At 69.1% G+C, this 25,314-nt stretch carries 17 protein-coding genes and 2 pseudogenes; 13 read left to right on the top strand and 6 right to left on the bottom strand.

Going from position 1 to position 25,314, the window contains the following annotated elements; translation table 11 throughout:
* From AC08OV_RS02830 to AC08OV_RS02795, 8 genes and pseudogenes are all read left to right on the top strand, one after another.
* Positions 1-341 (top strand): annotated as a pseudogene (locus tag AC08OV_RS02830) (L-lysine 6-monooxygenase); the annotation flags it as partial.
* A 221-nt stretch (positions 342-562) separates the two neighbouring features.
* The gene (locus tag AC08OV_RS02825) at positions 563-1,558 is read left to right on the top strand and encodes an NAD(P)/FAD-dependent oxidoreductase (protein WP_476612388.1); all 996 of its coding nucleotides are present in this window, start codon (positions 563-565) and stop codon (positions 1,556-1,558) included.
* A complete protein-coding gene (locus AC08OV_RS02820) occupies positions 1,555-3,543 on the top strand; it encodes a class I tRNA ligase family protein (protein ID WP_476612389.1) in 1,989 nt (662 codons plus the stop codon). The genes AC08OV_RS02825 and AC08OV_RS02820 overlap by 4 nt, the downstream gene beginning before the upstream one ends.
* Positions 3,540-5,054 (top strand): AMP-binding protein, encoded by a 1,515-nt coding sequence (locus tag AC08OV_RS02815; protein WP_476612390.1) that lies wholly within the window; start codon positions 3,540-3,542, stop codon positions 5,052-5,054. The genes AC08OV_RS02820 and AC08OV_RS02815 overlap by 4 nt, the downstream gene beginning before the upstream one ends.
* Positions 5,044-5,322, top strand: a complete 279-nt coding sequence (locus AC08OV_RS02810) for an acyl carrier protein (protein WP_476609196.1) — start codon at positions 5,044-5,046, stop codon at positions 5,320-5,322. The genes AC08OV_RS02815 and AC08OV_RS02810 overlap by 11 nt, the downstream gene beginning before the upstream one ends.
* A gap of 3 nt (positions 5,323-5,325) precedes the next feature.
* Positions 5,326-5,925 carry a GNAT family N-acetyltransferase gene (locus AC08OV_RS02805; protein ID WP_476612391.1) on the top strand — a complete coding sequence of 200 codons (600 nt, stop codon included), beginning with the start codon at positions 5,326-5,328 and terminating at the stop codon, positions 5,923-5,925.
* Complete coding sequence (locus AC08OV_RS02800) at positions 5,922-6,938, top strand: C45 family autoproteolytic acyltransferase/hydolase (RefSeq protein WP_476612392.1); 1,017 nt, start codon at positions 5,922-5,924, stop codon at positions 6,936-6,938. The genes AC08OV_RS02805 and AC08OV_RS02800 overlap by 4 nt, the downstream gene beginning before the upstream one ends.
* An 862-nt stretch (positions 6,939-7,800) precedes the next feature.
* Positions 7,801-8,136, top strand: a complete 336-nt coding sequence (locus AC08OV_RS02795) for a hypothetical protein (protein ID WP_476612393.1) — start codon at positions 7,801-7,803, stop codon at positions 8,134-8,136.
* Positions 8,137-8,238: 102 nt separating this feature from the next.
* Here AC08OV_RS02795 and AC08OV_RS02790 read toward each other — a convergent pair whose 3' ends face one another.
* Genes AC08OV_RS02790 through AC08OV_RS02780 form a run of 3 tightly spaced genes read right to left on the bottom strand, consistent with a single transcriptional unit; the run spans position 8,239 to position 10,516 of the window.
* A complete protein-coding gene (locus AC08OV_RS02790) occupies positions 8,239-8,541 on the bottom strand; it encodes a hypothetical protein (protein ID WP_476612394.1) in 303 nt (100 codons plus the stop codon).
* Positions 8,538-8,846 (bottom strand): ArsR/SmtB family transcription factor, encoded by a 309-nt coding sequence (locus tag AC08OV_RS02785; protein ID WP_476612395.1) that lies wholly within the window; start codon positions 8,844-8,846, stop codon positions 8,538-8,540. The genes AC08OV_RS02790 and AC08OV_RS02785 overlap by 4 nt, the downstream gene beginning before the upstream one ends.
* 38 nt (positions 8,847-8,884) lie before the next feature.
* A complete protein-coding gene (locus tag AC08OV_RS02780) occupies positions 8,885-10,516 on the bottom strand; it encodes a (2,3-dihydroxybenzoyl)adenylate synthase (protein WP_476612396.1) in 1,632 nt (543 codons plus the stop codon).
* 147 nt (positions 10,517-10,663) lie between these two features.
* Here AC08OV_RS02780 and AC08OV_RS02775 point away from each other — a divergent pair.
* Positions 10,664-10,933: pseudogene (locus AC08OV_RS02775) on the top strand (DDE-type integrase/transposase/recombinase); the annotation flags it as partial.
* An 84-nt stretch (positions 10,934-11,017) separates the two neighbouring features.
* On the opposite strand, the gene AC08OV_RS02770 reads toward AC08OV_RS02775, so the two are convergent.
* From AC08OV_RS02770 to AC08OV_RS02760, 3 genes are read right to left on the bottom strand one after another with little or no spacing between them, the layout of a single operon-like run.
* Positions 11,018-14,107: a type I restriction endonuclease subunit R gene (locus tag AC08OV_RS02770; RefSeq protein WP_476612397.1), complete on the bottom strand. Its 3,090-nt coding sequence runs from the start codon at positions 14,105-14,107 to the stop codon at positions 11,018-11,020.
* Positions 14,108-14,110: 3 nt separating this feature from the next.
* Positions 14,111-15,310, bottom strand: coding sequence for a restriction endonuclease subunit S (locus AC08OV_RS02765; protein ID WP_476612398.1), 1,200 nt, complete (start codon positions 15,308-15,310; stop codon positions 14,111-14,113).
* A 7-nt stretch (positions 15,311-15,317) separates the two neighbouring features.
* Positions 15,318-16,832 (bottom strand): type I restriction-modification system subunit M, encoded by a 1,515-nt coding sequence (locus AC08OV_RS02760; RefSeq protein WP_476612399.1) that lies wholly within the window; start codon positions 16,830-16,832, stop codon positions 15,318-15,320.
* Between the two features lie 761 nt (positions 16,833-17,593).
* Between AC08OV_RS02760 and AC08OV_RS02755 the strand changes: the two genes are divergently transcribed.
* From AC08OV_RS02755 to AC08OV_RS02740, 4 genes are read left to right on the top strand one after another with little or no spacing between them, the layout of a single operon-like run.
* Positions 17,594-20,125, top strand: coding sequence for a thioesterase domain-containing protein (locus tag AC08OV_RS02755; RefSeq protein WP_476612400.1), 2,532 nt, complete (start codon positions 17,594-17,596; stop codon positions 20,123-20,125).
* Between the two features lie 11 nt (positions 20,126-20,136).
* Entirely contained in the window at positions 20,137-21,567 is a 1,431-nt protein-coding gene (locus tag AC08OV_RS02750; protein WP_476612401.1) for a salicylate synthase, read from the top strand.
* Positions 21,564-23,495: an ABC transporter ATP-binding protein gene (locus AC08OV_RS02745; RefSeq protein ID WP_476619258.1), complete on the top strand. Its 1,932-nt coding sequence runs from the start codon at positions 21,564-21,566 to the stop codon at positions 23,493-23,495. Before AC08OV_RS02750 ends, AC08OV_RS02745 begins: the two co-directional genes overlap by 4 nt.
* On the top strand, positions 23,492-25,288 hold the full coding sequence (locus tag AC08OV_RS02740; protein ID WP_476619257.1) for an ABC transporter ATP-binding protein: 1,797 nt from the start codon (positions 23,492-23,494) through the stop codon (positions 25,286-25,288). Before AC08OV_RS02745 ends, AC08OV_RS02740 begins: the two co-directional genes overlap by 4 nt.
* Positions 25,289-25,314 lie beyond the last annotated feature (26 nt).

Below are 25,314 nucleotides of genomic sequence, written 5' to 3'. Positions count from 1 at the left end.
ACCTGGCCGGCGGCCTGGAGATCTTCGAGGCCGAAGTGATTATCTGGGCCACCGGGTTCCAGCCGGCCCGGATGGACTTCCTGGCCCCCCTGGAGCAGCGCCTGGCGCGGGAGGACGACGAGTATCAGGTGGACGCCGACTTCGCCGCCAACTGGGACGGCCCGGCCGACCGGAACCTGTTCCTGCAGAATGCGGTCCGCACGCAGCGCGGCCTCGCCGACCCGAACCTCAGCCTCACCGCCTGGCGCAGCCAGCGGATCGTCGACCGGATCCGCGGCGTCCGGAGCAGGGGACAGGACCCGGCGTTCGTCGAGTGGTCACCCAAGACAGGGGCCCGCTAATGGGCCAAAGGGCGTGCGATTATGGCGAAGCTGCACGCCCGGAGGCCCCTTTTTCCGGGACGATCCTGGGCCAAAGGGCGTGCGATTATGGCGAAGCTGCACGCCCGGAGGCCCCTTTTTCCGGGACGATCCTGGGCCAAAGGGCGTGCGATTATGGCGAAGCTGCACGCCCGGAGGCCCCTCTTTCCGGGACGATCCTGGGCCAAAGGGCGCCCGATTATGTGGGCGCCGACGTCGTGGTGGTCGGTGCCGGAGTGGTCGGCTGCCTGGTGGCCACCGAGGCGCTGGCCCGCGCGCCCCACCGGCGGGTGACGGTGATCGACAGGGGACTGGTTGGCGGCGGAGTGTCCCGGTTCTCCGCCGGCCTGCACTTCCCGCGCGGTGCCACCCCACGGGTGCGGGCGCTGGCCGCCTACAGCCATCGCTGGTACGAGGACCTGCGCCGGCGAGACCCACAGGTGCCGATCCACCCGGTGGGCCTGACCGTGGTCAGCACCGACGAAGCCGCCGTCCGGGAGCACTACCTCCCCGAAGCGCGGCTGCGCCCGGCCGGCCAGGGCTGGGACGGCGACGGCGCCCACTACGCCGACGTCGGCGCGCTCACCCAACTCCTGGCCGCTCGGCTCCGCGGCCGCGCAGCGTTCCGGGAGGGCACCGCGGTCACCGCCGTGGGGTCCGCACCGGACGGCGTCGTCCTCACGCTGAGCACCGGTGCCCGGCTCACCGCCGGCCGCGTCGTGCTGGCGCCGGGTCCCTGGCTGGCCTGGCCGGAGCTGCTTGCCCCGCTCGGCGTCCGGATCAAGAAAGTGGTCGCCCTGCACATCGAACGACCCGCCACCCCGCACGACCGCACGACCGTCTTCCACGACGAGGACGCGTTCCTGCTACCGCTGGCCCACCGCGGCCACTGGCTGTTCAGCTACACCTCACCCGACTGGGACGTCACCCCGGACGCGCTGACCGGGGGGCTGTCCGCCGACGACCTCGACCGCGGCCGGGCGATCCTGGAGCGCTACGCCCCGAAGCTCAGCCCGTACTGTGTCTCCGGCCGCGTGTTCTGCGACGCCTACAGCCCCGACCGTACGCCGATCGTGCGCCCGGTCACCGCCGACGGCCGGGTGCTGTTCGCCGGCGCGGCGGGCGGTTCCGGCTACCGGCTGGCCCCCGCGATCGCCGCGGCAGCCGCCGACCTGCTCGACGAGAAGGACACCGCATGATCATCGATCGCTTTGGCGCCGCCGCACTCTCCGAAGCATTCGGGATCGACATGGTCTCGGTCGACGGGCTGGGCACCGGCGCCGCCTGGGGCCGGGTCGCACCGGGCGTCGCCTCGGCGCACCACCGGCACGACGAAACCGAGCTGATCGTCATCGTTGCCGGCCGCGGCGAGTTCGTCGTGGGCTCCGGACGCCACCCGGTCGCGCCGGGCACCGTCGTCCTGTTCGAGCCGTTCGAGGCCCACGTCGTGGAGAACACCGGGGATCAGGATCTGGTCTTCCTCACCCAGTACTGGCGCGACGGCGCCCGCGCGGTGTCCTCGGCCACCCCGGTGACCAGTGAGCACGGCGACCGCCCGGTGTTCGTCTTCTCGACGCCGCCCACCCCCAACGGCGACCTTCACCTCGGCCACCTCTCCGGCCCGTACCTGGGTGCCGACGCCTACGTCCGGTTCCAACGGATGAACGGCGCCAACATCTGGCACCTGACCGGCAGCGACGACTTCCAGTCCTACGTGGTCGACTGCGCTCGTCGGGAAGGCAGGTCGAATGCCGAAACAGCCGCGCACTACAGCGCCGAGATCGCGGAAACCCTGCGACTGATGGACATCCCGCTCGACCAGTACACCGTCACGAACGCCGACCCCAGCTACGTCCCCGCGCTGAAGGACTTCTTCACCAGGCTGGTCGACTCCGGCGCGATCGCCCCGAGCGACGGCCCCGCGCTGTTCGACCCGAAAACCGGCCAATACCTCTACGAGGTCGATGTCCGCGGCGGCTGCCCCGGCTGCGGTGAGGTCACCGGCGGCAACATCTGCGAGGAGTGCGGCGAGCCGAACACCGTGGTCGACCTGGCTGATCCGGTCGCCAGACCCTCCGGCGAGGCACCCACTGCCGGCACGGCCCGCCGCTACGTGCTGCCGCTGCATGAGCACGCCGACACGGTGCTCGACCATCACCGCCGGGGCCGCGTCCCGGCCCGGCTACGGGAGCTCGCCGCACGACTGTTCCGCCGGGAGCGGGTCGACATCCCGGTCAGCCACCCCAGCGACTGGGGCATCACCCCGCACGAGGCGAACGGCGCCGGCCAGGTGATCTGGGCATGGCCGGAGATGGCCTTCGGCTTCCTGCACGGCATCCAGAAGCTCGGCGAGCGCCTCGGCCGGGACTGGGTGGCTGCCGAGCCGACCGACGACTGGAAGATCGTCCACTTTTTCGGCTACGACAACAGCTTTTACCACGCGATTCTCTACCCGGTGCTCTACCAGCTCGCCCTGCCCGGCTGGACGCCGGACATCGACTACCACGTCAACGAGTTCTTCCTCTACGACGGCCTGAAGTTCTCCACCGGCCGCCGGCACGCCATCTGGGGCAAGCAGATCCTCGACGCCGGCAGCGTGGACGCCGTGCGCTACTTCCTCGCCCGCAGCCGCCCCGAGGCGGAGCGAACGAACTTCGAGTCCGGCGCCTACGAGCACACGCTCGCGACCACCCTGATCGGTACCTGGCAGGCCTGGCTGAACGACCTCGGCCAGCACGTGGCCGACCACTACGGCGGGGTGGCTCCCGACGCCGGCAACTGGACCCCTGAGCACGCCGGGTTCCTCAGCCAGCTCGCTGCCCGGCTCGGGGCGCTCACCGCCAGCCTGCGGCCCGGCGGGTTCTCGCTCAACCAGGCCGCCGCCGAACTGGACGCCCTGGTGGCCGACGCGCTCCGGTTCAGCCGCCGGGAACGCGTGCTGGCGCGGGCCGGCGGCATGCCGGACGAGGTGCGCACGGCCACCGCACTGGAGCTGGCCGCCGCCGCACTGCTCGCGCACGGCGCCGCGCCGGTCATGCCGCGCTTCGCCGTCCGGCTGGCCGAAGCCCTCGGCCAGCCGGCGCCCGACCAGTGGCCCAGCACGGTCGAGCTGATCCCGCCGGGCAGCAAGGTCACCCTCGCCCACACCACGTTCTTCCGCCCGACCAGCAGGAGCCTGCCATGATCAACAAACTCCTGGCGTCCACCCCGGACCGCGGGACGCTGTACATCACCAGGCTGGCCGGCACCCGCGAGGTCCCGCTCGCCGAGGTCTGGCGACTGTCCGGCCTGGTCGCGGCCAGGCTGCGCGCCCGCGGCCTCGGTGCGGGCGACCGGATCGGCATCCTCGCCGCCAACAGCCTCGAGTGGGTGGTGCTCGACCTGGCCGCCCTGCGGCTCAAGGTCGAGACCGCCGGCCTGGAACCGGGCAAGTTCGCGCCCACCCGCGAACTCATGGACCGCTACGGCCTCTCCCTCCTGTTCACCGACCGGCCGTCCGGCGAGCCCGGTGTCGAGCAGCTCGCGGCGCTGCTCGACGATCTGCCCGGCGACCTGCCCGACGACCTGCCCGACATGCCCCGGCCGCCGGTCAGGTACGCCCCCGACGAGGTCACCACGATCAAGTTCACCTCGGGAAGCACCGGCACGCCCAAGGGCCTGGGCGCCACCGTCGGCAGCATCGACAGCTCGCTGGACGCCGTCCAGGGCATGTTCGGCCACGGCCCCGGCGACAATCTGCTGGTGTTCCTGCCGCTGTCGTTGCTTCAGCAGCGCTACTGGGTGTATTCGGCGCTGCTGCACGGCCACGACGTCACGGTCTGCACCTACGAGGCGGCGTTTGTCGCACTCACCCAGGTACGGCCGACCGTCGTCATGGGCGTGCCCGGCTTCTTCGAAGGTGCCCGCAGCCAGATCGAGCGCCGCGCCCAGCGCACCGGCCGGGACCTCGCCGACGTGGCCCGCGACCTGTTCGGCGACCGCATCCGCTACCTCTGGACGGGCTCGGCGCCCGCCGATCCCGCCACCCTCGCGTTCTTCAACCGGCTCGGTCTGCCGATCTACGAGGGCTACGGCCTCAACGAGACGTGCATCGTGGCCAAGAACCACCCGGGCGCGCACCGGGAGGGCAGCGTAGGCCGGGTGCTGCCGGGCAAGCAGGTGCTCATCGACGATGACGGGGTGATCAGCGTCCGTGCCGAGTACCCGGTGAACGGGCGGTACGCCTACTGCGAGCCCGGCGACTCCGAGCGGGTCTTCGGCCCCGACGGCACCGTGCGCACCGGTGACCTCGGATACCTCGACGCCGACGGCTTCCTGTTCGTTCTCGGTCGTGCCGACGACACGATCGTGTTGGACAACGGTAAGAAGATCATCGTCAGGCAGATCGAGGAGCACCTGAAGGCCAGCCCGGCCATCGCGGAGTGCGTGCTCTACTGCCCGGCCCAGACCGAGCTGGTGGCGGTCGTCTCGCCGGCGTCGGTGCCGGCGGACACCGCCGCCATCTCCGCACAGCTCGCGGCCACCAACCGGGCGCTCGGCGGTGACCAGTACATCCACCGGGCCGTGGTGGCCGACGAGCCGTTCAGCATCGACAACGGTCTGCTCACATCTCAGTACAAACCCAAGCGGAAGCAGATCCGAGCGGTGTACCTGCGCCAGCTCGGCGACCCGAGGAAGGGACTCCATGCTGCCTGACTCCGTGCTGCCTGACATCGAGACCGCCGTCCGGGAGAACCTGGCCGCGGTGCTGACCATCGACATCGCCCCCGAGGACCTGGAGCCCGCTGCCGCCCTCACCGGTACCTACGGGCTGACCTCGCTGAACAAGGTCCTGTTCCTGACCTCGCTGTGCAGGGACACGGGCATCGACATGGCCCATTTCACCGAGGACGATCTGGCCGGGATGCATACCCTGCGTGACTGTGTGGAAATCCTGTCCCGGCACGCTCCAGCGGGGGCCTGACCGGTGGCCTGGCGCACGGACGGCCCGGCCGTCCTGGACAACGACCACGTCCGCCTCGCACCCGTCACCGAGGCCGACCGGGAAGCGCTGCGGGCGATCGCCTTCGACCCGGGCATCTGGCGGTACTTCGTCTCCCGAGTGGCATCCGACGCCGACTTCGAGGCATTCTTCGACGGCGCTCTCGCCGACCATCGGGCCGGCCGGCGATGTGTCTTCGTCGTCACCGACAAGCGCACCGGCCGGGTCGCGGGCGGCATGAGCTATGGCAACCTGTCCGAGCCGGACTCTCGGCTGGAGATCGGCTGGTCGTGGCTCGGCCGTGACTTCCGCGGCACGGGGATCAACCGGTGGGCCAAGTTCCTGCTGCTGGAGCACGCCTTCGAGCGCCTGGGCGCGCTGCGGGTGGAGTTCAAGACCGATGTGTTGAACACCCAGGCCCGGCGCGGCCTGCGCAACATCGGCGCCGTTGAGGAGGGGGTGCTGCGCAGCTACAACCCCATGCCGGACGGGCGCCGCCGCGACGCGATCTACTACAGCGTGCTGGCCGAGGAATGGCCGATCGTGAAGAAGACGCTCGCCGAGCACCCGAAGGTGCGCCCGTGACCGTCCTGGTCAGAGCGGACGGGGAACCGTCGGAGCTGGGCAAGGCCCACGGGGCGGCGTTGGCGGGGCGGCTGCGGTCGTTCGTGGACGACCACGTCTGCCGGCTCGGCCGGCTGCTGCCCGACCCGGTGACGCTGGACGGGCTCCGTCCGACGATCGCCCGGTACCGTACGGAGATCGAGCACGCCACACCGCGGCTCGCGGCCGAGGTCGCCGGGCTCGCGTCCGGCGCGGGCCTGGACGAGGACGAGGCCTGGCTGCTCCAGCTTCGACGCGAGATCCTCGGCTACACCAAGATCCCCACCTCGGGTGACTGCACCACCTACGCGCGGGTCGTCGGCCCGCTGCTCGCCCAGACCGTCGACCTCAACGGCGACCTCGAAGACCAGATCGCCGTCCTCGACCTGGCCTCGCCGATCGGCCGCTCGCTCGTGCTGAGCTTCGGTGGCCTGCTCGGGTACCTCGGCCTCAACAGCCGCGGCCTCGCGGTCGGGCTCAACCTCGTCCTGGGTGGCGACTGGCGGGCAGGTCTGCCCCCGTACCTGGCGATCCGGCACCTGCTCGACACAGCGGCGAGCGTCGAGGAAGCACTCGACGTCCTCCGCGGCCTGCGGCTGGCCAGCTCCCGGTCGCTGACTCTCTGCGATGCCACCCAGGCGGTCTGGGTGGAGATCCTCGGTGACGAGCTACGGACCGTGCAAGCGCCGCAGACCGTCCACACCAACCACTTCCTCCATCCCGACTTCGTTCCCCACGACGAGATCAACGTGTTCGCCCGCAACTCCTCCGTCCGCCGGCTCGAGGCTGCCACGGCGGCGCTCGCCACTCTTGGGAAGGAGCCCGAGGAGCACCTCGCGTTGCTGTCCGCCCCACCCATCCGGGTGCCCGGCAATGGCGACATTCGGCGGGAGCGCACGGTCGCGGCAGCAGTCCTGTTACCGGAGCTCGGGGAGCTGCGGCTTCGGCCCGGCGACCCGGCCTTGTCCACTACCCGGGCATTCCGGTTGAAGTAACAATCGTGGCGACGGTCCACCACGACGATCCACCACGACGGACCACTCTTCCGCCGCTGTACGTACCTGCTGGAACAAGCGGTTCTTTAGCCAACCCTTCCATGATTTGGCGTCGCGGGATGTGGAGAGGGTCGCTGCCCGGGGCACGATTCCGTTCATAGGGATCGGACCGGCGTGGATCACCGTACCCGCAGAGTCGACGGGTGCCGTCTGGGTGCAGTCTGGGTGACGCCTGCCGGCCATTCGGCCGCATAGCGCGGGATAGGCGGCGGCCGGTCCAAGGACCGGTGACCGCGTCGGCATCGCAGATCCGCCGGTTCGGACATGCCGATGCGCCGGGGGCGTCCCTGCCGCAAGCTGAGCCCACACCACCTTGCCGCCGGTCCGTGGGCGGTAGCAGGACCATCGCAGACTGAGCGCGTCGACCAGCAGCAGCCCGCGGCCGTTCTCGTCGTCCGCGTTCGGCTCTGCGAGAACGGGCGGGACGTCGCTGCTGTCCCACACTTCCGCAATTCCGCGCTCTTAGATCAGTGCCGGGCGGAGGGAGTCCGCGCCGCCTGAGAACACGACGCGGATCGGTCGCACTGGCGGGTTCTTCCAGGCATCCGACGGCTGACTCGCGGCCCCTCACGCTCGCCGGAATTCTCGATCATTCTAGTGTCCTGCATGCTACTAGACCGGACGCCGAGAACCGGAGCGCGGCGACGCAAACCGGAGCGCGACCTGTCGCCGTTGGACGAAGCGGTGGCCACCATCGCGGCCATGGCGCCGGATGCCGGCTACGAGCTAGAGCGGACCAAGACGGGCTACCTCGTCCTGGTCGACGGGGTGGTGTGCGGGATGCCGCGTCCCGACTACAAGGGTGTCAGCACGAGCCGGCCGGCCGAGCGGGTGGCTGCCGCTGGCGCGAAGACCGACCTCGGTCTTCATCATCGTCGCGTTCGGGGTCGCCGCCGTCGTGTGGGGATGGGGCGTGGCCCAGTATCCGGTGCTGCTGCCCGGTACCGGGGTGACCCTGACCAACGCGGGCGGGCCGCACGCCACCCTCGTCGCGCTGATCGTCGTGTTCTTCATCGCCACTGTGCTCCTCGCCGGTCCCTCCTTCGCCCTGCTGTTCACCCTGCAGGGCCGGCGCCTGCTCGGCGAAGGCGAAGATGGGACGGCGTCAGCCGCCGTCCCAGCCGACTACCCGGAGTAGCCCGGTCCCTCCGCCGGGCGCAGCGCCTGACTGTCGTCATGAGCGCCACCCTGCCAGAGGTGTCGAGGGACCGGGATCTGCTCAGCGTTTGTTTCAGTGACCTCAGTGTTCGTCCCAGTGACCGTCGTGGGCGGCGTGCCGGTGGCCGTCGTGGACGTAGTCGACGTGGTCGTGGTGCGGAACGGCGACGTGCCCACATCCCGCCGCGTGGTGGTGCGCATGCTCGGCGTGCTCGCTGTGGCCGGCGGGTTCGCAGTCGTCGGCGTGGTCCTCGTGCACGCGGTGCAGATGCCCGTCGTGGACGTAGTCGACGTGGTCGGCGTGCGGGACCGCCACGTGCCCGCAGCCCTCGGCGTGGGCGTGCTCCTCGGCGGTGTGGTGGGGCAGGTGGGTGGTCGTGGTCATGGGGTTTCCTCCTGTACGTGGGTGAGGGCGTCGCGCACGATGTGCGCGACGTGGTCGTCGGTCAGCCGGTAGGCAATCTCGCGTCCTCGGCGCGCCGATGCCACCAGGCCCGCTCCCCGCAGGACCCGAAGGTGCTGGGAGACCAGCGGCTGACTGACCCCGACTGCGGCGACGATCTCGTGGACGCAGCGCGGACCGTCCGCCAACTCGGCGATCATGGCGAGCCGCACCGGGGAGGCTAGCGCGCGCAGCAGCCCGCTGGCCGCCTCCAGGGCGTCCGGTGAGATCGCGTCAGCCACGTGCATACATTAGCATTTATTCATGGGTCGTGCCTGTGTGTATCTCAACAATCGCTATCGGTACTGGCAACGGTTGTCGCATCGGGAATCAGTGCGGCGAGAGCACGTTTGTTGATCTTCCCGACCGGGGTCAGCGGGAACGCGTCGACGACCTGGAGCTGGTCGGGCAGCTTGTACGCGGCGAGTCCCCGGTCGCGCAGGAAGGCCGTGAGCTCGCTCAGCCGCGGCGGTTGACCGGATGCGATGATGCAGGCGCAGGAGCGTTCCCCCAGCGCGGCGTCGGCGACGGGCACGATGGCGACGCCCGCGACACCAGGGTGGGCGCGCAGGTGGTCTTCGACCTCCTCCGCGGAGACCTTGTCTCCGGCCCGGTTGATCACGTCCTTGAGCCGGCCCTCCACAACCAGGTGGCCGCCGGGCAGGCGGCGTACGAGATCGCCGGAACGGTAGTAGCCGTCGGGCGTGAAGGCTCGGGCGTTGTGTTCGGGCGCCCGGTAGTAGCCGCGGATCGTGTAGGGCCCGCGCACGAGCAGTTCACCGACCGCGCCATCGGCGACGTGATTGCCCTCCTCGTTGACGATGCGCAGTTCGTCGGCCGGCGACAGCGGTCGTCCCTCGGTGCCATCGGCGAGATCCGGGGGGTCGTCGACGCCGGTGTAGGTAAGCAGACCCTCGGCCATCCCGAAGACCTGTTGCAGCGGAGCGCCGAGCCTCGACCGGACGCGCCGGGCACCTTCGGCACCGAGCTTCGCGCCGCCGACCTGGAGCAGCCGTAGGCTTGACAGGTCTTCGTCCTTCATCCATTCGCGGGCGTCCGCCCAGAGCAGGGCGAGCGCGGGAACCAGTGCCGTTGCGGTCACCCGTTCCCGTTCGATCAGCGGGAAGGTTTCATCGGGGCTCGGGGTCGCGGCGAACACGACGGCCCCGCCGGCGTAGAGAGTGCCGAGGATGCCGGGGCAGGCCAACGGGAAATTGTGGGCTACCGGCAGGGCCGCGAGGTAGACCGTGGCCGGGCCGAAGCGGCACCGTTCGGCGCTGGCCCGCAGATTGTAGGCGTAGTCGTCGTGGGTGCGGGGGATGAGCTTCGGGGTGCCGGTCGTCCCGCCGGAGAGCAGGAACAGCGCGACCTCGTCCGCGCGGGCCTCGGGCAGTGCACAAGGCTCGTCCGAGAGATCGGACAGCGCAGTGAACTCCTCGGCCTCACCCAGCACAAGCACCTCCCGCAAGGCGGGCGCACGGCGCAGCATCCTGCGGGCCAGCGGCCGGTAGTCGTAGCCGGCAACCCGGTCGGGGATCACATACGCGGCTGCCTCGGTCAGCTCGCACAGGTAGCCGATCTCGCTGTCCCGGTGCGCGGGCAGCGCGAACACCGGCAGCGCGCCGAGGCGGAACAGCGCGAAGCACAGCACGGCGAAGTCCGCGACGTTGGGTAGCTGCACGACCACCCGTTCCCCGCGGTGGAGGCCGAGGCGCAGCAGCCCGGCCGCCAGCCGGTCCGCCCTGGTGTCGAGATCCAGGTAGCTGTACCTGTCCCGGCCCGATACCAGCGCGGTGCGCAGCGGGTGGGCGGTCGCCGAGGCGCGCAGCAGAGCACCAAGTGACTCGCCTCGCCAGTAACCGGCTCGCCGGTACGCCTCGCTGACGTCATCCGGCCACGGTGTGCAGTCCGGCAGCATTGCCCGACCTTCCCTTTCTCGGGTGTCTTCTCCGTGTGTCGGCGTACCCCCGAGGAACTTCCAGCCCTAACCACTTAGTCAGACAACTACAACTTCTGGTCTACTGCGGAGAGCCACCAAGCTCCGCCGCGTCCTCATCACCACCAAATATCAGACCACACCCCGAACAGCCGACATCCATACCCTTCGCCTGGCCTGGGAAACCGACGCCGCATAACCACGAAAGTCGAGATCGACTGCTACTCCCGGAAAGTCATCGGAGGGTCGATGGCAGACCACATGCGCACCGAACTGATCATTGACGCGTTCACCATGGCCGGGACCCGACTGGAATCCGGAGCGGTTTTCCACTCGGACCACGGCTCTCAACACCTTTCCGGCGCCTACCAGCGCACCCTCCGCTACCATAAAGTCCGTTTACTCTGGTGGGCGGGATCTGACGGCGATGGCGCCGCCGGCCAACCCGCCGGTCTGACCTCAAATCTCCGACTCGTCAGCCCGTCAGTAGTTCTTCTTCACGTAGTCGTAGGTCTTGTCGAAGAGCACGCCAGTGACCGGCAGGCTGAAGTCCTTGAGTGTGGAGCGGATGGCCTTGCGCACCTCCCGGTCGCCGCGGTCGGAGCTGGTCCAGCCGGTGTAGGAGACCTCAAGGACGATCCGATCGATCCGGTCGACGATGTCGGGCACGATCTTGTGCAGACCGGCAGGGGTGTTCTGCTCGACGATCTGTGTGAGTGCTCCGATCTTCGGGTCGTAGAGACGCTCGCCGTCGGCGAGCGTGCCTTCCTCGGCCGCGCGATCGGCAGCGACGACGTCGCGGGCGACCTGGAGCGCGTCCTCCAGGAACTGCAGCGACTCCTCGACCGAGGAGATGGCGCGCAGCCGCAGCTTCTCGATCCGCTCGGCCAAGCTCTTGTAGCCTGCGGAGTCGGTGTCCTGGCCGAGACGGCGCTTGAGCCGGGCCTCGATGGAGTCGAGGATCTCCTCCACGATCTGCCCGGGAGCTTTCGGGTCGGGCACGGACAGCGGTACCTGGAGCGACTGGGCGATCTTCTTGATCAGCGCGATCCCGGCCGCGTCCAGGGTGACGTTCCGAGAAGCCAGCGGCTTCACCGAGATGTCACCCATGTGGGCGTGGATCAGCGCCTCGGTCTTCGCGCCGAGCTTGGCCCACAGCAGTCCCTTGTCGAGTCCCTTGGGCTGGATCGACATGTACAGCTTCGCCAGCCACAGATACGTGCCCTGGAACGGCGCCAGCATCGGGTTGGGATCGAGGAACTCCCAGATCCGCTGCACCGCGGTGAACGTCTCCACGAACGTGGTCCGCGCCTCGCTGTCGGCCGGGATCCGCTCATGCGCCTCGGCCAACGCGGTGAACGACGCATCACGCGTGTCGATCCCGTCGAAGAGCGAGGTGAGCACGGTCATGTCGGTCATGAACCGCCCGACCAGGCTGGCCATGTCGTGCACGGTCGGCTTCTCGGGCTCAGTCCCGTCCTTCGCCTTGGGGCCAAGCAGCGCGTCGCCGATGGCCTTGGCCAGCCCGATGTAGTCGACGACCCGGCCGTATTCCTTGCGTTGCCCGGTCAGCGGGTTCTTCCACGGCCGGTTGGGCCGGGTGATGGTCTGGAACAGGTTGGCCGCCTTGAGCGGCTTGTCGAGGTAGAGCACGCCCTCGATCGGCGCGTTGAACCCGGTCATCCACTTCGCGGTGACGACCACGAACGAGAGCGGGTCGTCGACCTTCTTGAAGCGCCGCTTGAGCCCTTCCTCGGCCTCGTCGGAGAGCAGGTACTTCCTGTACCCCGACGGGGTGCTCTTGGAGTTTTCCACATGCATCACCACGCCGACCTCACGCGCGACACTGGACCCGTCCGGCATCGTCATCGCCGCGGCGCGGCGTTTCAGTTCGGCCTGGATCGCGGCCGCGTACGCCACCACCAGCTCCTGGTTGTACGCCACGACCTGAGCCTTCTGCCCGAGCGGAGCCACGTAGGTGAGGTAGTGGTCGACGATGTCGCCGCAGACCGAGGCGACCCGCTCGGGATTCTTCAGGATGGTGGCGATATGGCTGGCCTTGCCGGAGAGGAACTCCTTGGCCTCGTCGTCGAGCCCTTCGTCGTCGGCGAGCTCCTCGAACGCCTCATCGAGCTGCTCCTTGCTCAGCTCGAACTTCACCGACCGGCCTTCGACGATGACGGGCTTGGTGAACCCGTCGGCGATCGAGTGCTCCATCGTGTACCGCGACAGCACCAGATCGGGATCCTCGGGGTTACCAAAGAGCTTGAACGTGTCCCGCTCACCGGCTTTGACCGCGGTGCCGGTCATCCCGAAGAACGTCGCGTTCGGCACCGCCTCCCGCCACGCGTCACCGAGCTTGCCCTCCTGGGAACGGTGCGCCTCGTCGACAAGCACGATGATGTTGGACCGGTCGGTGAGGAGACCGGCCTCGGCGAACTTGTGCGGCGTGGTCACCACCACCCGCGGCCCGGCCTTCTTCAGCACTGTCCACAACGACTGCTTGGTCTTCGGCACCTCAAGCGCCGGCATCCCGGCGGTACGGAACATCTCCGCGGTCTGCCGCACCAGGTCCTTACGGTCCGCGATCACAATCACCGTCGGCACCCCGACCCGCTCATCGCGCAGCAGCCGCGAGGCGGTGAACGCCATCAGCTCGGTCTTGCCCGACCCCTGGTGATGCCACACCAGCCCGCCGCCACCCTGGGCGTTCCTGGAACCGGCGAGCACCTTGTCATGGATCGCGACCGCGGCCTCGACCTGCGGATAGCGAGGCAGCAACTTCACATCCTGCTCCGAGGCATCCCGGGCATGCCGGTACATCGCGAAGTCCCGCAGGATCGCCAGCACCATCCCCGGCGTCAGCAGCGTCCGGGCATCCCGTTCGACACGCGCCGGCCCGGACAGGTTCGGGTCACCAGCGGTCTCACCCCACGGCGCCCAGAACTCGCTCTCCGGATCCGGCTCGGCCCGCACCGGCGCCATCCGTAACTCAAGTCCCTCGGTCGCCACGTTGAACACGTTCGGCGCGAAGAACTGCGGATACTCCACCTCGTAGACGTCATGGATGTCCTTCGCCGCGTTGAACCACGACACCGTCTGCTTCACCGGCGTCTTCGTCTCCACCACCACGAGCGGGAACCCGTTGACGTAGTAGACGACGTCGAACCGCCGCGCCTCGCGCCCGCCCTTGATCGTCACCTCATCGGCCACGACGAGCCGGTTGGCCTCCAGGTCGTCGAAGTCGATGAACCTCCGCGGCACGTGCTTCCCAGCCACCGTCACGAACGGCTGCTGCCCCCGCAGGATCACCGTCAACGCCTCGTTCGTCGCGACCAGGCCATTCGTCGCGTCCAGGAGTACCCGGTTGACCTCGGCGATTACCATGCCAGTCGACTCCTCGTCGTCGACCAGATCCGGATTGTGCTGGAGCAGCGCCTCGCGTACCCACCACTCGACTATGACCTCATGCTCATCACGCGGCAGATCGGCGCCGGGTATGTGTTCCCACCCGGCGTCCTGCGCCCACTCCAGTAGAGCCGCTTGGATCGTCGAAGCCTCGCTCCAGCCCATGGTCTACGCGACCTCCTCCAAGAACCGGTCATACGCCGCCGGGATCTTGAGCTCTTGATTGAGGAGTGCGGTGACAAGCGCCGAGCGATAGGTGGTGAGAGCGCGCAACTCATCGCGCGACGCCGTCAGAGCGGCTTGCTGATGGCGGAGCGTGGTCACCGCGTTTCGCCGCGTCTCCGGGTCCTCAGCCCATGGAATCTGAGCGTTGTTGAGCCACCTCGCGGCAAGGTTCCCGAGGCCGGTGGTACCGGATGCGGCGTCGCTCATTGCGGCCTGCATACGCGAGTCTCGGAGGGCCCAGTAGACGTACTCGCGGTCGGCAGGGTCGAACACCGTCATAAGAAATTGGAAGGCGCTCACCACATGCCCATGTGCTTCCTGCGGAGGGAGGTACACGTTGCCGATCCGGCCGCGATTCCCGTTTGTGCGGATGAGGATCAGGCTCGTCTCGTCGACCTTCCAGACGGAGTCGGGCAGTCCGCTGACGTGCCCCACGGTGCTCAGGTCGATCGAGCCGTCAGGTCTGGTGTTGGGGATGCCGATTGCCGGAACGGAGTCGGCGGTCGGAGAATCTGACACGTCGCTCGCCGCATAGGACGGCCCTGATCGCGTCTTGGCGATCTCACTCATCGTCTTGGAATGCGGGAGAGTTGCCAACACCTCGGTGATGGAGATGTCGAGAAGGGTACCAGCAGCAGAAGCCTCGGCAGTGAGGTTGATGGCCATCTGGTCGATCGACGCGACGATGTTGACGATCCGGCGCTGCGCCGCCAGCGGTGGCAGAGCGATGGAGTAGTCGTTGAACTGGGCATCCTTCCAACGGTTCCGGCTCGCCGTGGTGCCTGTGCTGACGCGCTCGATGTAGTCCCAGACTCCGGGCTGGCGGAAGTGCAGCATGAGGAACTCGGGAAGCAGTCGCTTGCGGTCGCACTCGAATAGGGGGAACTCGTTCGAGACGTACGAGCCGTCCAGGTCGTCGCCGACCAGCCCGAACGATCCCTTCCAAGCGAAGAGCCGGTTGTAGATAAACTGTCCTGCGGAGACTCGGTAGAACCTCGTCGCCTTCGACGTCTCGTGCGTGACAGTCTCGCGGAGGAACGGCCCTTCGGCGTACCACTTGACGCCGAGCAGCGGGTAGGACCTGTCGACCTCGACGGAGACCTGATCCTGGATCTGACGGGTCACGTCACCGAGACGAACCATCGGCGACTCATCCATCCGTCACCCCGAAGGCAGTCAGGTCGATCCCAGCGGCGGCAAGCCGCTCGAACATGGCTGCCTCGGCGGCGATCCGCTGCTCGCGGGCGTCGGCATACGCGACCAGCGCAGTGCCGAGGTCGACGGCCTCCTCGGCGGTCTTGGTGATGTAGCGGCCGATGTTGAGGTCGAATCCGTTGGCCTTGATCTCGTCGAAGTCGGCGACGTTGACGTACGCGCTGAGGTCGGGGCCGTCGAGGGCGAGGCCGGCGCGGTACGCCTCGGTGAGCACTTTGACGTCGTCGTGCGACATGGTGTTCTGGTTCTTGCCCTTGGCGAACCGTTCGGAGCCGTCGATGAAGACGACCTTGTCCTTGCGGTCGGCGGGCTTCTGGTGGCGGAAGACCAGGATACAGGCCGGGATCGTCGTGGAGTAGAAGAGGTTCGGCGGGAGGCCGACGACGGCTTCGAGGAGGTCGCGCTCGATCAGGGACTGACGGATCTTGGCCTCGGCGCTGCTGCGGAAGAGGACGCCGTGAGGCATGACGACACCGACGCGGCCGGTGCCGGGCCTCATCGAGGCGACCATGTGCTGGACGAAGGCGAAGTCGCCGTTCTTCGCCGGCGGTACGCCGCCGACGGCACGAGGATCGGAGGCCCACTGGTCGGCGCCCCAGCCATCCTTGGAGAACGGGGGATTGGCGATGACCACGTCGAACTGGGTCAGCGCGCCCGAGGGCTCCTTGAAGAGCGGCTTGCGCAGGGTGTCGCCGCGCTTGATCTCGAAGTCCTCGATCTCGTGGAGGAAGAGGTTCATCTTCGCGATCGCCGAGGTGGTCAGGTTGACCTCCTGGCCGTATAGACGCAGGGTGCGGTGGTCCTGGCCGAACTCGCGCACCTGGTTGATGGTGGCCACCAGCATGCCGCCGGAGCCGCAGGCCGGATCGTAGATCGACTCGCCGGGCTCGGGTCGCAGGATGGCGACCAAGAGGTTGACCACCTCACGCGGGGTGAAGAACTCTCCGGCCTTCTGGCCGGAGACGTCGGCAAACTTCTTGAGCAGGTACTCATAGCCGGCGCCGAGCAGGTCGTGGCTCACCGTGGACGGGTCGAGCGGGATGTCGTCGAACGCCTTCACCAGCCCGCGGAGCGCCGAGGGCGGCAGCCGCTCCTCATTGCCCCAAGACGCGTCGCCGAAGATCCGGGCAAGGGCCCTAGGGTTGGCCTGCTCGATGCGCTGGAACGCCCTCGCGACAGCGTCGCCGAGGTTGACCTGGGTCTTGGTGACCACCGACCAGCGGGTGTTCTTCGGGAGCTCGAAGCGGTGGAAGTCGGCTTCGATCTCGTCGGTCAGCTCCCCGCCATACTCCTTGACCGCCAGCCTGTGTTCGTAGTCCCACGCGTCACTGATCCACTTCCAGAACAGCATCGGGAACACGTAGGTCTTGTAGTCGGCCGCGTCGACGGGGCCGCGGAGTGCGTTGGCCGCAGCCCACAACCGCGACTCAAGGTCGGTCTGTGTGATCACAGGCGGATGGGATCCTTCGTCGTGATGGCAGTGGTCCAATCATGCCGTGCTCGGCGGGTGCGTCGGACGGCCACCCGCCCCCGCGTGGGTCGGGCCGTCGCACCACACAGGGGCACCGACGGTACAGCACGGAAGTACAGCAACCGGCCCGGCTACGGCTGATCGAGACCAGCCGTTCGGCTCCGTGCCACATGACAGTCCTCTGCCCGGCGACCGATCATTTGTGGACGATGACCTGCGGCTACCTACCTGCGTCGCGCATGGCCGGGACCATCGTCGGCTCGTCCTGGGGCGTGACCCCCGTCCCGGCGACGCCACGATCCACGAGATCGATGTCCCAGAGGAATTCTGACGTCACTGTTGTTGACGCACGTCGTCGCTCGGCCGGCCGTCCCCTGGTCGGCCCTTGTGCCCCTCCTACCGGCCATGCGACGACGTGGCCGTTGCAGTCCGGTCAGGCCTCGCGTGGAACTGTCCGACCTCGGCGAAGGTTTCGTTGTTGACCAGTGGCGGATCGCCGCGTCCGGTGGCTGGTCACGCTGGTAGGGACGCCGGGGGAGTGTGTCGGCTCCCGACGCCCCCGAAGATGACCGAGCGTGATAAGAGTCCCGGGCGCGGCCTCGCGATCAGAACTGCCAGTTTTGATCATTCTGGTGCGGACATGGTGCGGACACCGGTCCCGCTTTTCGCCACTCGGCAGCTCTCGCGATCACTTGTCCGCGACGCGGAAACCCCTGCACTGCGGACGTTTCCGTCTACTCTTGCTCGTCGGCACTCGGCCGGCGGGGGAGGTCGATCCCCGCCACCACTGGCTGCTGCGGCGGTGGCTCGACGTGCTGGCCCGGGCCGGCTACCTGGAGGTAGATCCGGCCAGCGGCCGGTTCACCTGCCGGCGCCTCGTCGACGAGGACGTCAACGAGGACGTCGACAAGGACACGGTGAGCCTGCGCTGGCATGACGCGCAGACCGCGTGGACCGGACTGGCCTCCGCCGAGTTCGTCAGCTATCTGCGGCGCAACGCCGAGGCCCTGCCCGAGCTGCTGACCGGACGGCAGGACCCGGTCGCGCTGCTGTTCCCGGACGGACGGTTCGACACCGCGCACTCCCTCTACCGCGGCAACGCCATGGCCCGCTACCTCAACCGGGCGGTGAGCACGGTACTCCACCGCATCGCCGCCGAAGGCTCCACCGGCCGGCCATCGGACGAGGCCAACCGGCCGCTGCGCGTGCTGGAGGTGGGTGCGGGTACCGGGGGCACCACCGAAGGCGTCCTCGACGTGCTGGCCGGGTTCGACGTCGAGTACCTGTTCACCGATGTGTCGCCGTTCTTCCTGCCCGAGGCCCGCACCCGGTTCGGCGGGTACCCCGGGATCCGGTTCGGCGTGTTCGACGTGGACACCGACTACCGCGCCCAGGGCATCGCACCCAACGCCTTCGACGTGGTGCTCGCTGCCGGCGTGCTGGAGAACGCCCGGGACATCTCCGCGGCGCTGACCGGCCTGACCGAGGTGGTGGCCGCGGGAGGCTGGCTGGTCATCACCGAGCCGACCCGTGAGCACCCCTGGATCCTGGCATCGCAGGCGTTCATGATGACCCCGCCCGAAGACCAGGTCCGCACCGCGGGACCGTCTTATCTGGACCGGGACCAGTGGATCGGCCTGCTGGAGCGGGCCGGCGCCGAGCGGGTGCTGTGCCTGCCCGAGGACGACCACGGCCTGGCCCCGCAGCAGGTGCACCTGTTCGCGGCCCGGATGAAGACCGACCGGGTGCCAGTGACCCAGGACGAGCTGCGCCGGTTCCTCGCCACCCGGCTGCCCGAACACATGCTCCCATCGCAGCTCCAGGTCGTCGACGCGCTCCCGCTCACCGACAACGGCAAGATCGACAGGCGCCGGGTGCAGGGGTGGCGGCCGACGTCGAGGGCCGCCTCGCCTCCGGCCGTGGTCGACGAGCCCGCCGACGCATTCGAGGCCACGCTCGCCGGCCTGTGGGCGGGAGCGCTCGCCATCGAGCGGATCGGTCGCCGCGAGAGCTTCTTCGACCGGGGCGCCGACTCGCTGATCATGGCGCGGATGGCCGGCCGCCTGCGCGAGGAAGTGCCCGAAGCCGCTGCCGTCCCCTTCGACGCGATCCTGCGGCACATGCTCAACGAACCCACGATCGCCGCGCTCGCGCGCTTCCTGCGGGCGCGGGCGCGGCGGGCCGCCGTTGACGGCCAACCTGGCGTTGACGGCCAACCTGGCGTTGATGGCCAACCTGGCGTTGATGGCCAACCTGGCGTTGATGGCCAACCCGGCGGTCGGCGGACCTACGCCAGCAACGCGGTGCTCGTCCCGTTCGACCTGGCGAGCGACGGGCCGGCACGGGTGATGTTCCACGCCGGCCTGGGCACCATGGAGTGCTTCCGGCCGCTGGCGAAGGAACTGGTCGCCCAGGACCTCGGCCCGGTGATCGGGATCGTCATCGACGACACCGACGTGTACTGCGCACTCGACCCGGCGGAGGTCGTCGAACGGCTGGCCGACGACTACGCCGAGTGTCTCCTCGCGCGGGGATACCGCAGCCTTCAGCTGATCGGCTACTGCCTCGGCGGCCTCTACGCCATCGAGGTGGCCCGCCGCCTGGACGAACGCGGCATCGAGGTGGTCGACCTCGTCCTGACCAGCAGCCACCCGGTCCTGGTCGACGTCGACGAGGACCTGATGATCGAGACGCTCTTCGTTCCCAACCTGAACATCTCGCTGGAACAGATCGGCTTCGGTCCCGTCGACGCCGACGCCGCGATCCATGCCTTCATGAAGGTGATTGACGACAACGGCGGACGGGTTCCCGCGGGCTCGTTGGCGACGGTCGGCGGAGATCCGCAGCTGGACGGGATTGCGGACTTTTTCCGGCGGCTCGGCGGGCACAGCCAGGACGACCGGTTCACCCGCTACGCCCGGGCCGCCTCCGCGCTTGGCGGCCAGGAGATGGTGCCGGAGCTGGTGTCCGGGATGTTCCGGGTGTTCCGGCAGAGCTTCCTCGCGGCCCGCTTCCGACCCACTGTCTATGCGGGCGACATCCGTTTCCTGCGCCCCCGCGGGGCATCGGGATTCGCGCCCGGAATGGACGAGGAGACGCTGGCCTTCTGGCGGGAGATCTGCCTCGGCGAGTTCAACGTGACCGACGTCGAGGGCAACCACTTCAGCTGCATGAACCCGCCCCACGTCCGCCAGGTGGCCGAGCACATTGCCGCGCCGCTGCAGACCTGGCGCCACTCGGGTACCGGTGTCAGCCTTCCCCGCTCATCCTGAGGAGACCCGTCGTGGACTGTTATCGAGAGGCCTTCGTCGACGGGCCGGTAGACCCGCTCACCGTGATCGCGGATCTGACCGCCTCCGGCGTGCTCGCGAACTACGTGGTGTACGAGCGGGACCGGCGGTGGTATGTCGGTGGGAATCCGCTGTACGAGGTGCTCGTGGACCCGCTTAGGGTACGTAGCCGGTTCGCCGGCCGGGAGGTCGTCGAGCCCTGGGCGGGCACGCCATGGCAGGCGGTGCGGGCCGCGCTGGGACGTTCGCCCGTCGCTGGCTGGAACGCCTACGGCTGGGCCTGCTTCGAACTCGCCGCCCAGTGGCCTGGCGGCGCCCAGCGGCAGCCGTCCGAGCCGTTGGCGCACTTGATCGTGCCAGGTGTCGAAGTGCAGGTGGCGGACCACCGGGTGCTGATCCGTAGCGTCGACGAGGCCGTGCTCGAGGCCGTGCGGACCCTGGTCCGTGAACCCGTGGCGCGAATCCGGCGGCCCCCGGCCTCGATTGACATCCGCGTCGGGCGCCAGTCCTACCTGGACGGCGTCGCGCACGCGGTCGAGCGGATCCGGCAGGGAGATCTGCAGAAAGTCATCCTGTCCCGCGCGGTCCCCATCCCGTTCCAGGTCGACCTGTGTGCCACCTACCTGGGGGGCCGTTCCCGGAACACCCCCGCTCGGTCCTTCCTGCTCGACCTCGGTGGCTGGCAGGCCACGGGATTCAGCCCGGAGACCGTTGTCGAGGTCGACGCCCATCGCGCGGCCTCGACCCAGCCGCTGGCCGGCACCCGCGCCCGTACCGGCGACCCGGCCGCCGACCGTGCGCTACGCACAGCGCTGCTGGGCGACGCCAAGGAGGTGTTCGAGCACGCGATCTCGGTGAAGCTCGCCTTCGACGAACTGGACCGCGTGGGGCAGCCGGGATCGACCCGGGTCAGCGACTTCCTGACGGTGAAGGCGCGCGGCAGCGTGCAGCACCTGGCGTCCCGGGTGGACACGCTTCTGCCGCCGCAGCGGGGGGCCTGGGATGCGCTCGCCGCGGTGTTCCCGTCCGTGACCGCATCCGGCATCCCCAAACCGGCGGCCTACCGCCTGATCGCCGCTCTGGAGGAGGTGCCGCGCGGCCTGTACGCGGGGGCGGTGCTGATGGCCGGGTCGGACGGCGCGCTGGACGCGGCGCTGGTCCTGCGGGCCGTCTACCAACGCGACGGCCGGGCCTGGCTGCGCGCTGGCGCGGGCGTCGTCGCGGCCTCCCAGCCGCCGCGGGAGTACGAGGAGACCTGTGAAAAGCTGAGCAGTGTTGCGCCGCACGTCGTACCGGCCGGGCCTGATCAGACCGGCCACCGCCGGGCGGTGGGATTGCGGGCGGGGCCTCCCGTCCAGGAGGCCCGGGAAACCGTCCAGGAGGCCCGGGAGATTGCCGAGCCCTCTGCCAGGATCCGAGCATGACGCTTCGGAGAAGACCGACCGGAACCCTGGCCGGCACCGGCACCGGCACCGGCACCGGCACCGGCACCGCTACCAGCACTGCTACTGGTACCAGTGCCGGCGCCTCCCCGGGAGCGCTACGGCAGGTCGTGGACCTGGTGAAGCTGTGCCCGCCAGCCCGCGGACGGCTGGTCCGCGCCGCCCTGTCCGGCATGCTCGGTGGTGTTGCTGGAGTGGCGGGGTACGTGTGCGTGGCGTTCGCGGTAGGAGAGGTTCTCTCCCGCCACCCGTCGGGTACCGAGGTCACCTGGTGGGCCGGCGGCGCGCTGGTGGCTCTGGTGATGTCGTTCGCGGGCAGGTGGCTGGCCGACTACGAAGCCCATCAGGCCAGCTACGAGCTTGAGGTCGCGTTGCGCCGGCGGCTGGCCGCGGCGCTGGCGCGCATGCCGCTGGGCGAGGTGCAGCGGCTGGGCTCCGGGCGGATCAAGAAGGTCATGCAGGACGACGTCGCGGCGCTGCACAACGTGGTCGCCGACGCCCTTCCGTTCATCGGTCCCGGCGTCACCGCGCCGATCGTCGCGTTGGTGGCGCTCGGTGTGGTGCAGTGGCGGTTGCTGCTGGCCGTGCTGGTCATCGTGCCGGTCGCGATGGTGTGCCTGTCGTTGCTGACCCGGGACTACGCCACGCAGCGGGAGCGGTACAGCCAGGCGAACGAGGACGTCAACGCCGCCGTGGTCGAGTTCGTCCAGGGAATGCCGGTGGTGCGCACGTTCGACGACGGCCGGGTGTCGTTCCGGCGGTTTTCGGCGGCGGTACGGGCCTTCACCGCAACGACCGCAGCCTGGATGGCCACCACCCGCGTTTCAGGTATCCTGAGCCGGCTTTTTATTGTGCCGCTCCCGACCTTGCTGATCGTGGCGGCCGCCGGGACTCCCATGCTGGCGGCGGGCTGGATCTCGGCCACCGAGCTGGTGGTCGCCCTGCTGATCGGCACGATGCCGGTGGAGGCGATCGCACCGTTGATGCACCTGGCGAATTACATCAATGACTCGAAGGCCGGTGCGCTCCGGATCGCCGACATCCTGGCGATATCGGCGCTGCCCGAGCCCGACGGCCCGCGGGAACCGGTCGGCTCCGCCGTCTCGCTCACCGCGGTCCGTTTCCGCTACTCGGCCGACCGGGACGAACCGGCGCTGGACGGCGTCGACATCGACATTCCAGCGGGCACGGTCTGCGCCCTGGTCGGACCGTCCGGGTCCGGGAAATCCACGGTGGCCCGCCTGATCCCCCGCTTCTACGACGTCGAGTCCGGCTCGGTCCGCGTCGGCGGCGTCGACGTCCGCCAGCTACGCAGCGAGGTACTTTTGAGACACGTCACGCTGGTGTCCCAGGAACCGTTCCTGATGGCCGGCACCGTGGCCGAGAACATCCGACTGGCCCGGCCTGAAGCCAGTGATGACGAGGTACGTGCCGCCGCCGAGGCCGCCGCCGCACACGAGTTCATCACCACTGAGTTGCCCGACGGCTACGACACTCAGGTCGGGGAGCGCGGCGGACAGCTCTCCGGCGGCCAACGACAGCGCATCACCATCGCCCGAGCGATCCTGTCCCGGGCGCCGATCGTCGTTCTCGACGAAGCCACCGCCTTCGCGGACCCGGAAAACGAGGCCGCGATCCAGGCCGCCATCATCCGGCTCACCCGCGGACGAACCGTGCTCGTCATCGCCCACCGGCTCGCCACCGTCGTCGACGTCGACCAGATCGTGGTGCTCGACCGGGGGCGGGTCGCCGAATGCGGGCGGCACGCCGACCTCGTCGCGGCAGGGGGCCGCTACGCCAGCCTCTGGGCCCACCACGAGCAGGCAATGAGCTGGGGCCTCACCGGTACTCCCAGCACTCCAGGTACTCCCAGCATTCCCGGCGCCCGAGAGTCCGAGCGGGCCCGATGAGGCGGATCCTGCGTCTGATGCTCACGGCGGCGGGCCCCTACGCCGACCAGTTCCGCGCGACGTTGCGTATCTCCTTCGCGGCCACCGCGGTCCAGTCCTGCGCCTACGTCGTATTCATCCCGCTGCTCGCCGAACTGTGCCGGACGCCGGTGCGCACGGAGCGGGCGTGGGCGTGGACCGGCGTGCTCGCCGCCCTGGTGGTCACCGAGGCGGCGTTGCGCGTGCGCGAGATGAGTTTCACCTACGACTACTGGCACCTGGTCACCGAGGACCTCAGGCTGCGGCTCGGCACGACGCTTCGAGCCATGCCACAACAGGACCTGGCTCGTCGCGCCGCCGGTGACCTGACCACCGTCGTCGGGGGCAACGTGGTGAGCGCAGCCACCGCGATCTCGTCCCTGTCCACGCTGTTCGTACAGATCATCACCGTCCCCGCGGTGCTCGGCGTGATCGTGGTGGTCCTGGACTGGCGGCTGGGCGGGGTTCTCGCCGCGGCGACGGCGGCAGCGGTCCCCCTGGCGCGCGCTGTACAGCGGCGCTCGGGCGCCGGGTTCCGGGCGGCCGACGAAGCCGACGCCGACACCTCGAGCCGGATTGTGGAGTACGTCCAGGGCCTGCCGGTCTTCAAGGCCACTGGGCAGGCCGGAGCCGATGCGCCGAGCCTGGCAGGCGTACTTGCGCGGCAGCACGAGGCACAGGCGACGGCGAACCGGTCGGCCTCCGTCCCGGTGGCGGGCATCCAGTTGCTGGTCCAGATCGCGCTCGTCGCGCTGGTCAGCGTCGGCGCAGCCCTGGTTCTCGACGCGCGGATGCCGGCGCCGCTGCTGGTGGCCGTCATCGTGACCGCGGCCCGGTTCGCCGAGCCGCTGAGCATGGCGTCGGTGATGGCCAAACTGTTCGAGATCTCCGATGCCGCGCTGAGCCGGCTGGGGGACGTGCTGAACACCCCGTCGCTGCCGGTGAAGCCCGGTGGTCGACAACCGGCGGGATTCGACGTCCGTTTCGAGGAGGTCACGTTCTCCTACGACGGACATGCCGCGCCCGCGCTGAAAGACATCGACCTGGTCGTGCCCGAGCGCAGCCTGACCGCACTGGTCGGACCATCCGGTTCGGGCAAGACCACCGTGACCAAGCTGATCAGCCGCTTCGCCGATCCGCAGGCGGGCGTCGTGCGGCTGGGCGGAGTCGACGTGCGCACGCTGGAACCGGCGGAGCTCCTGCGCCACATCGCCATCGTCTTCCAGGACGTCTACCTCTTCGACGACACCATCCGGGCCAACATCGCGATGAGCCGTCCCGACGCCTCTGACGCCGACATTGAGGCCGCCGCGCGTGCCGCCAACGCGCACACCTTCATCACCAGGCTCCCGCGCGGCTACGACACCCTTATCGGCGAGATCGGCTCGACGCTGTCCGGCGGCGAGCGGCAGCGGATCTCCATTGCCCGGGCCATCCTCAAGGACGCGCCGGTTATCCTGCTCGACGAACCGACCGCCGCCTTGGACACCGAATCCGAGGTCGCGGTCCAGCAGGCCATCGACACCCTGATAGCCGGCAAGACCGTACTCGTCATCGCCCACCGCCTGTCCACCATCGCGGCCGCGAACCAGATCATCGTGCTCGACGGCGGACGGATCGTTCAACGCGGCACGCACGCCGATCTGCTCGCCGACCCGAGCGGACGGTACGCACGAATGTGGGCCGCTCAACTCCAGGCCCGTCAATGGCGCATCCCCACTCGGCCCACACGGGCTGCGCCACCCGGCGTCTCGACGACCGGGACGACCCGGTAGATCGTCACCTTTGTCGGGCCGGCGCC

This window comes from Frankia sp. CeTa3Moorea (genome assembly GCF_978021225.1).
The sequence above is the reverse complement of the archived record's forward strand: the minus strand, read 5'-3'. Positions and strand labels throughout refer to the sequence as shown.

Bases quoted from the DNA above. Each gene is read 5' to 3' on its own strand.
- AC08OV_RS02820 (WP_476612389.1), top strand. From the start codon at position 1,555: ATGATCATCGATCGCTTTGGCGCCGCCGCACTCTCCGAAGCATTCGGG.
- AC08OV_RS02815 (WP_476612390.1), top strand. From the start codon at position 3,540: ATGATCAACAAACTCCTGGCGTCCACCCCGGACCGCGGGACGCTGTAC.
- AC08OV_RS02810 (WP_476609196.1), top strand. From the start codon at position 5,044: ATGCTGCCTGACTCCGTGCTGCCTGACATCGAGACCGCCGTCCGGGAG.
- AC08OV_RS02790 (WP_476612394.1), bottom strand. From the start codon at position 8,541: ATGACCACGACCACCCACCTGCCCCACCACACCGCCGAGGAGCACGCC.
- AC08OV_RS02785 (WP_476612395.1), bottom strand. From the start codon at position 8,846: ATGCACGTGGCTGACGCGATCTCACCGGACGCCCTGGAGGCGGCCAGC.
- AC08OV_RS02780 (WP_476612396.1), bottom strand. From the start codon at position 10,516: ATGCTGCCGGACTGCACACCGTGGCCGGATGACGTCAGCGAGGCGTAC.
- AC08OV_RS02770 (WP_476612397.1), bottom strand. From the start codon at position 14,107: ATGGGCTGGAGCGAGGCTTCGACGATCCAAGCGGCTCTACTGGAGTGG.
- AC08OV_RS02765 (WP_476612398.1), bottom strand. From the start codon at position 15,310: ATGGTTCGTCTCGGTGACGTGACCCGTCAGATCCAGGATCAGGTCTCC.
- AC08OV_RS02745 (WP_476619258.1), top strand. From the start codon at position 21,564: ATGACGCTTCGGAGAAGACCGACCGGAACCCTGGCCGGCACCGGCACC.
- AC08OV_RS02740 (WP_476619257.1), top strand. From the start codon at position 23,492: ATGAGGCGGATCCTGCGTCTGATGCTCACGGCGGCGGGCCCCTACGCC.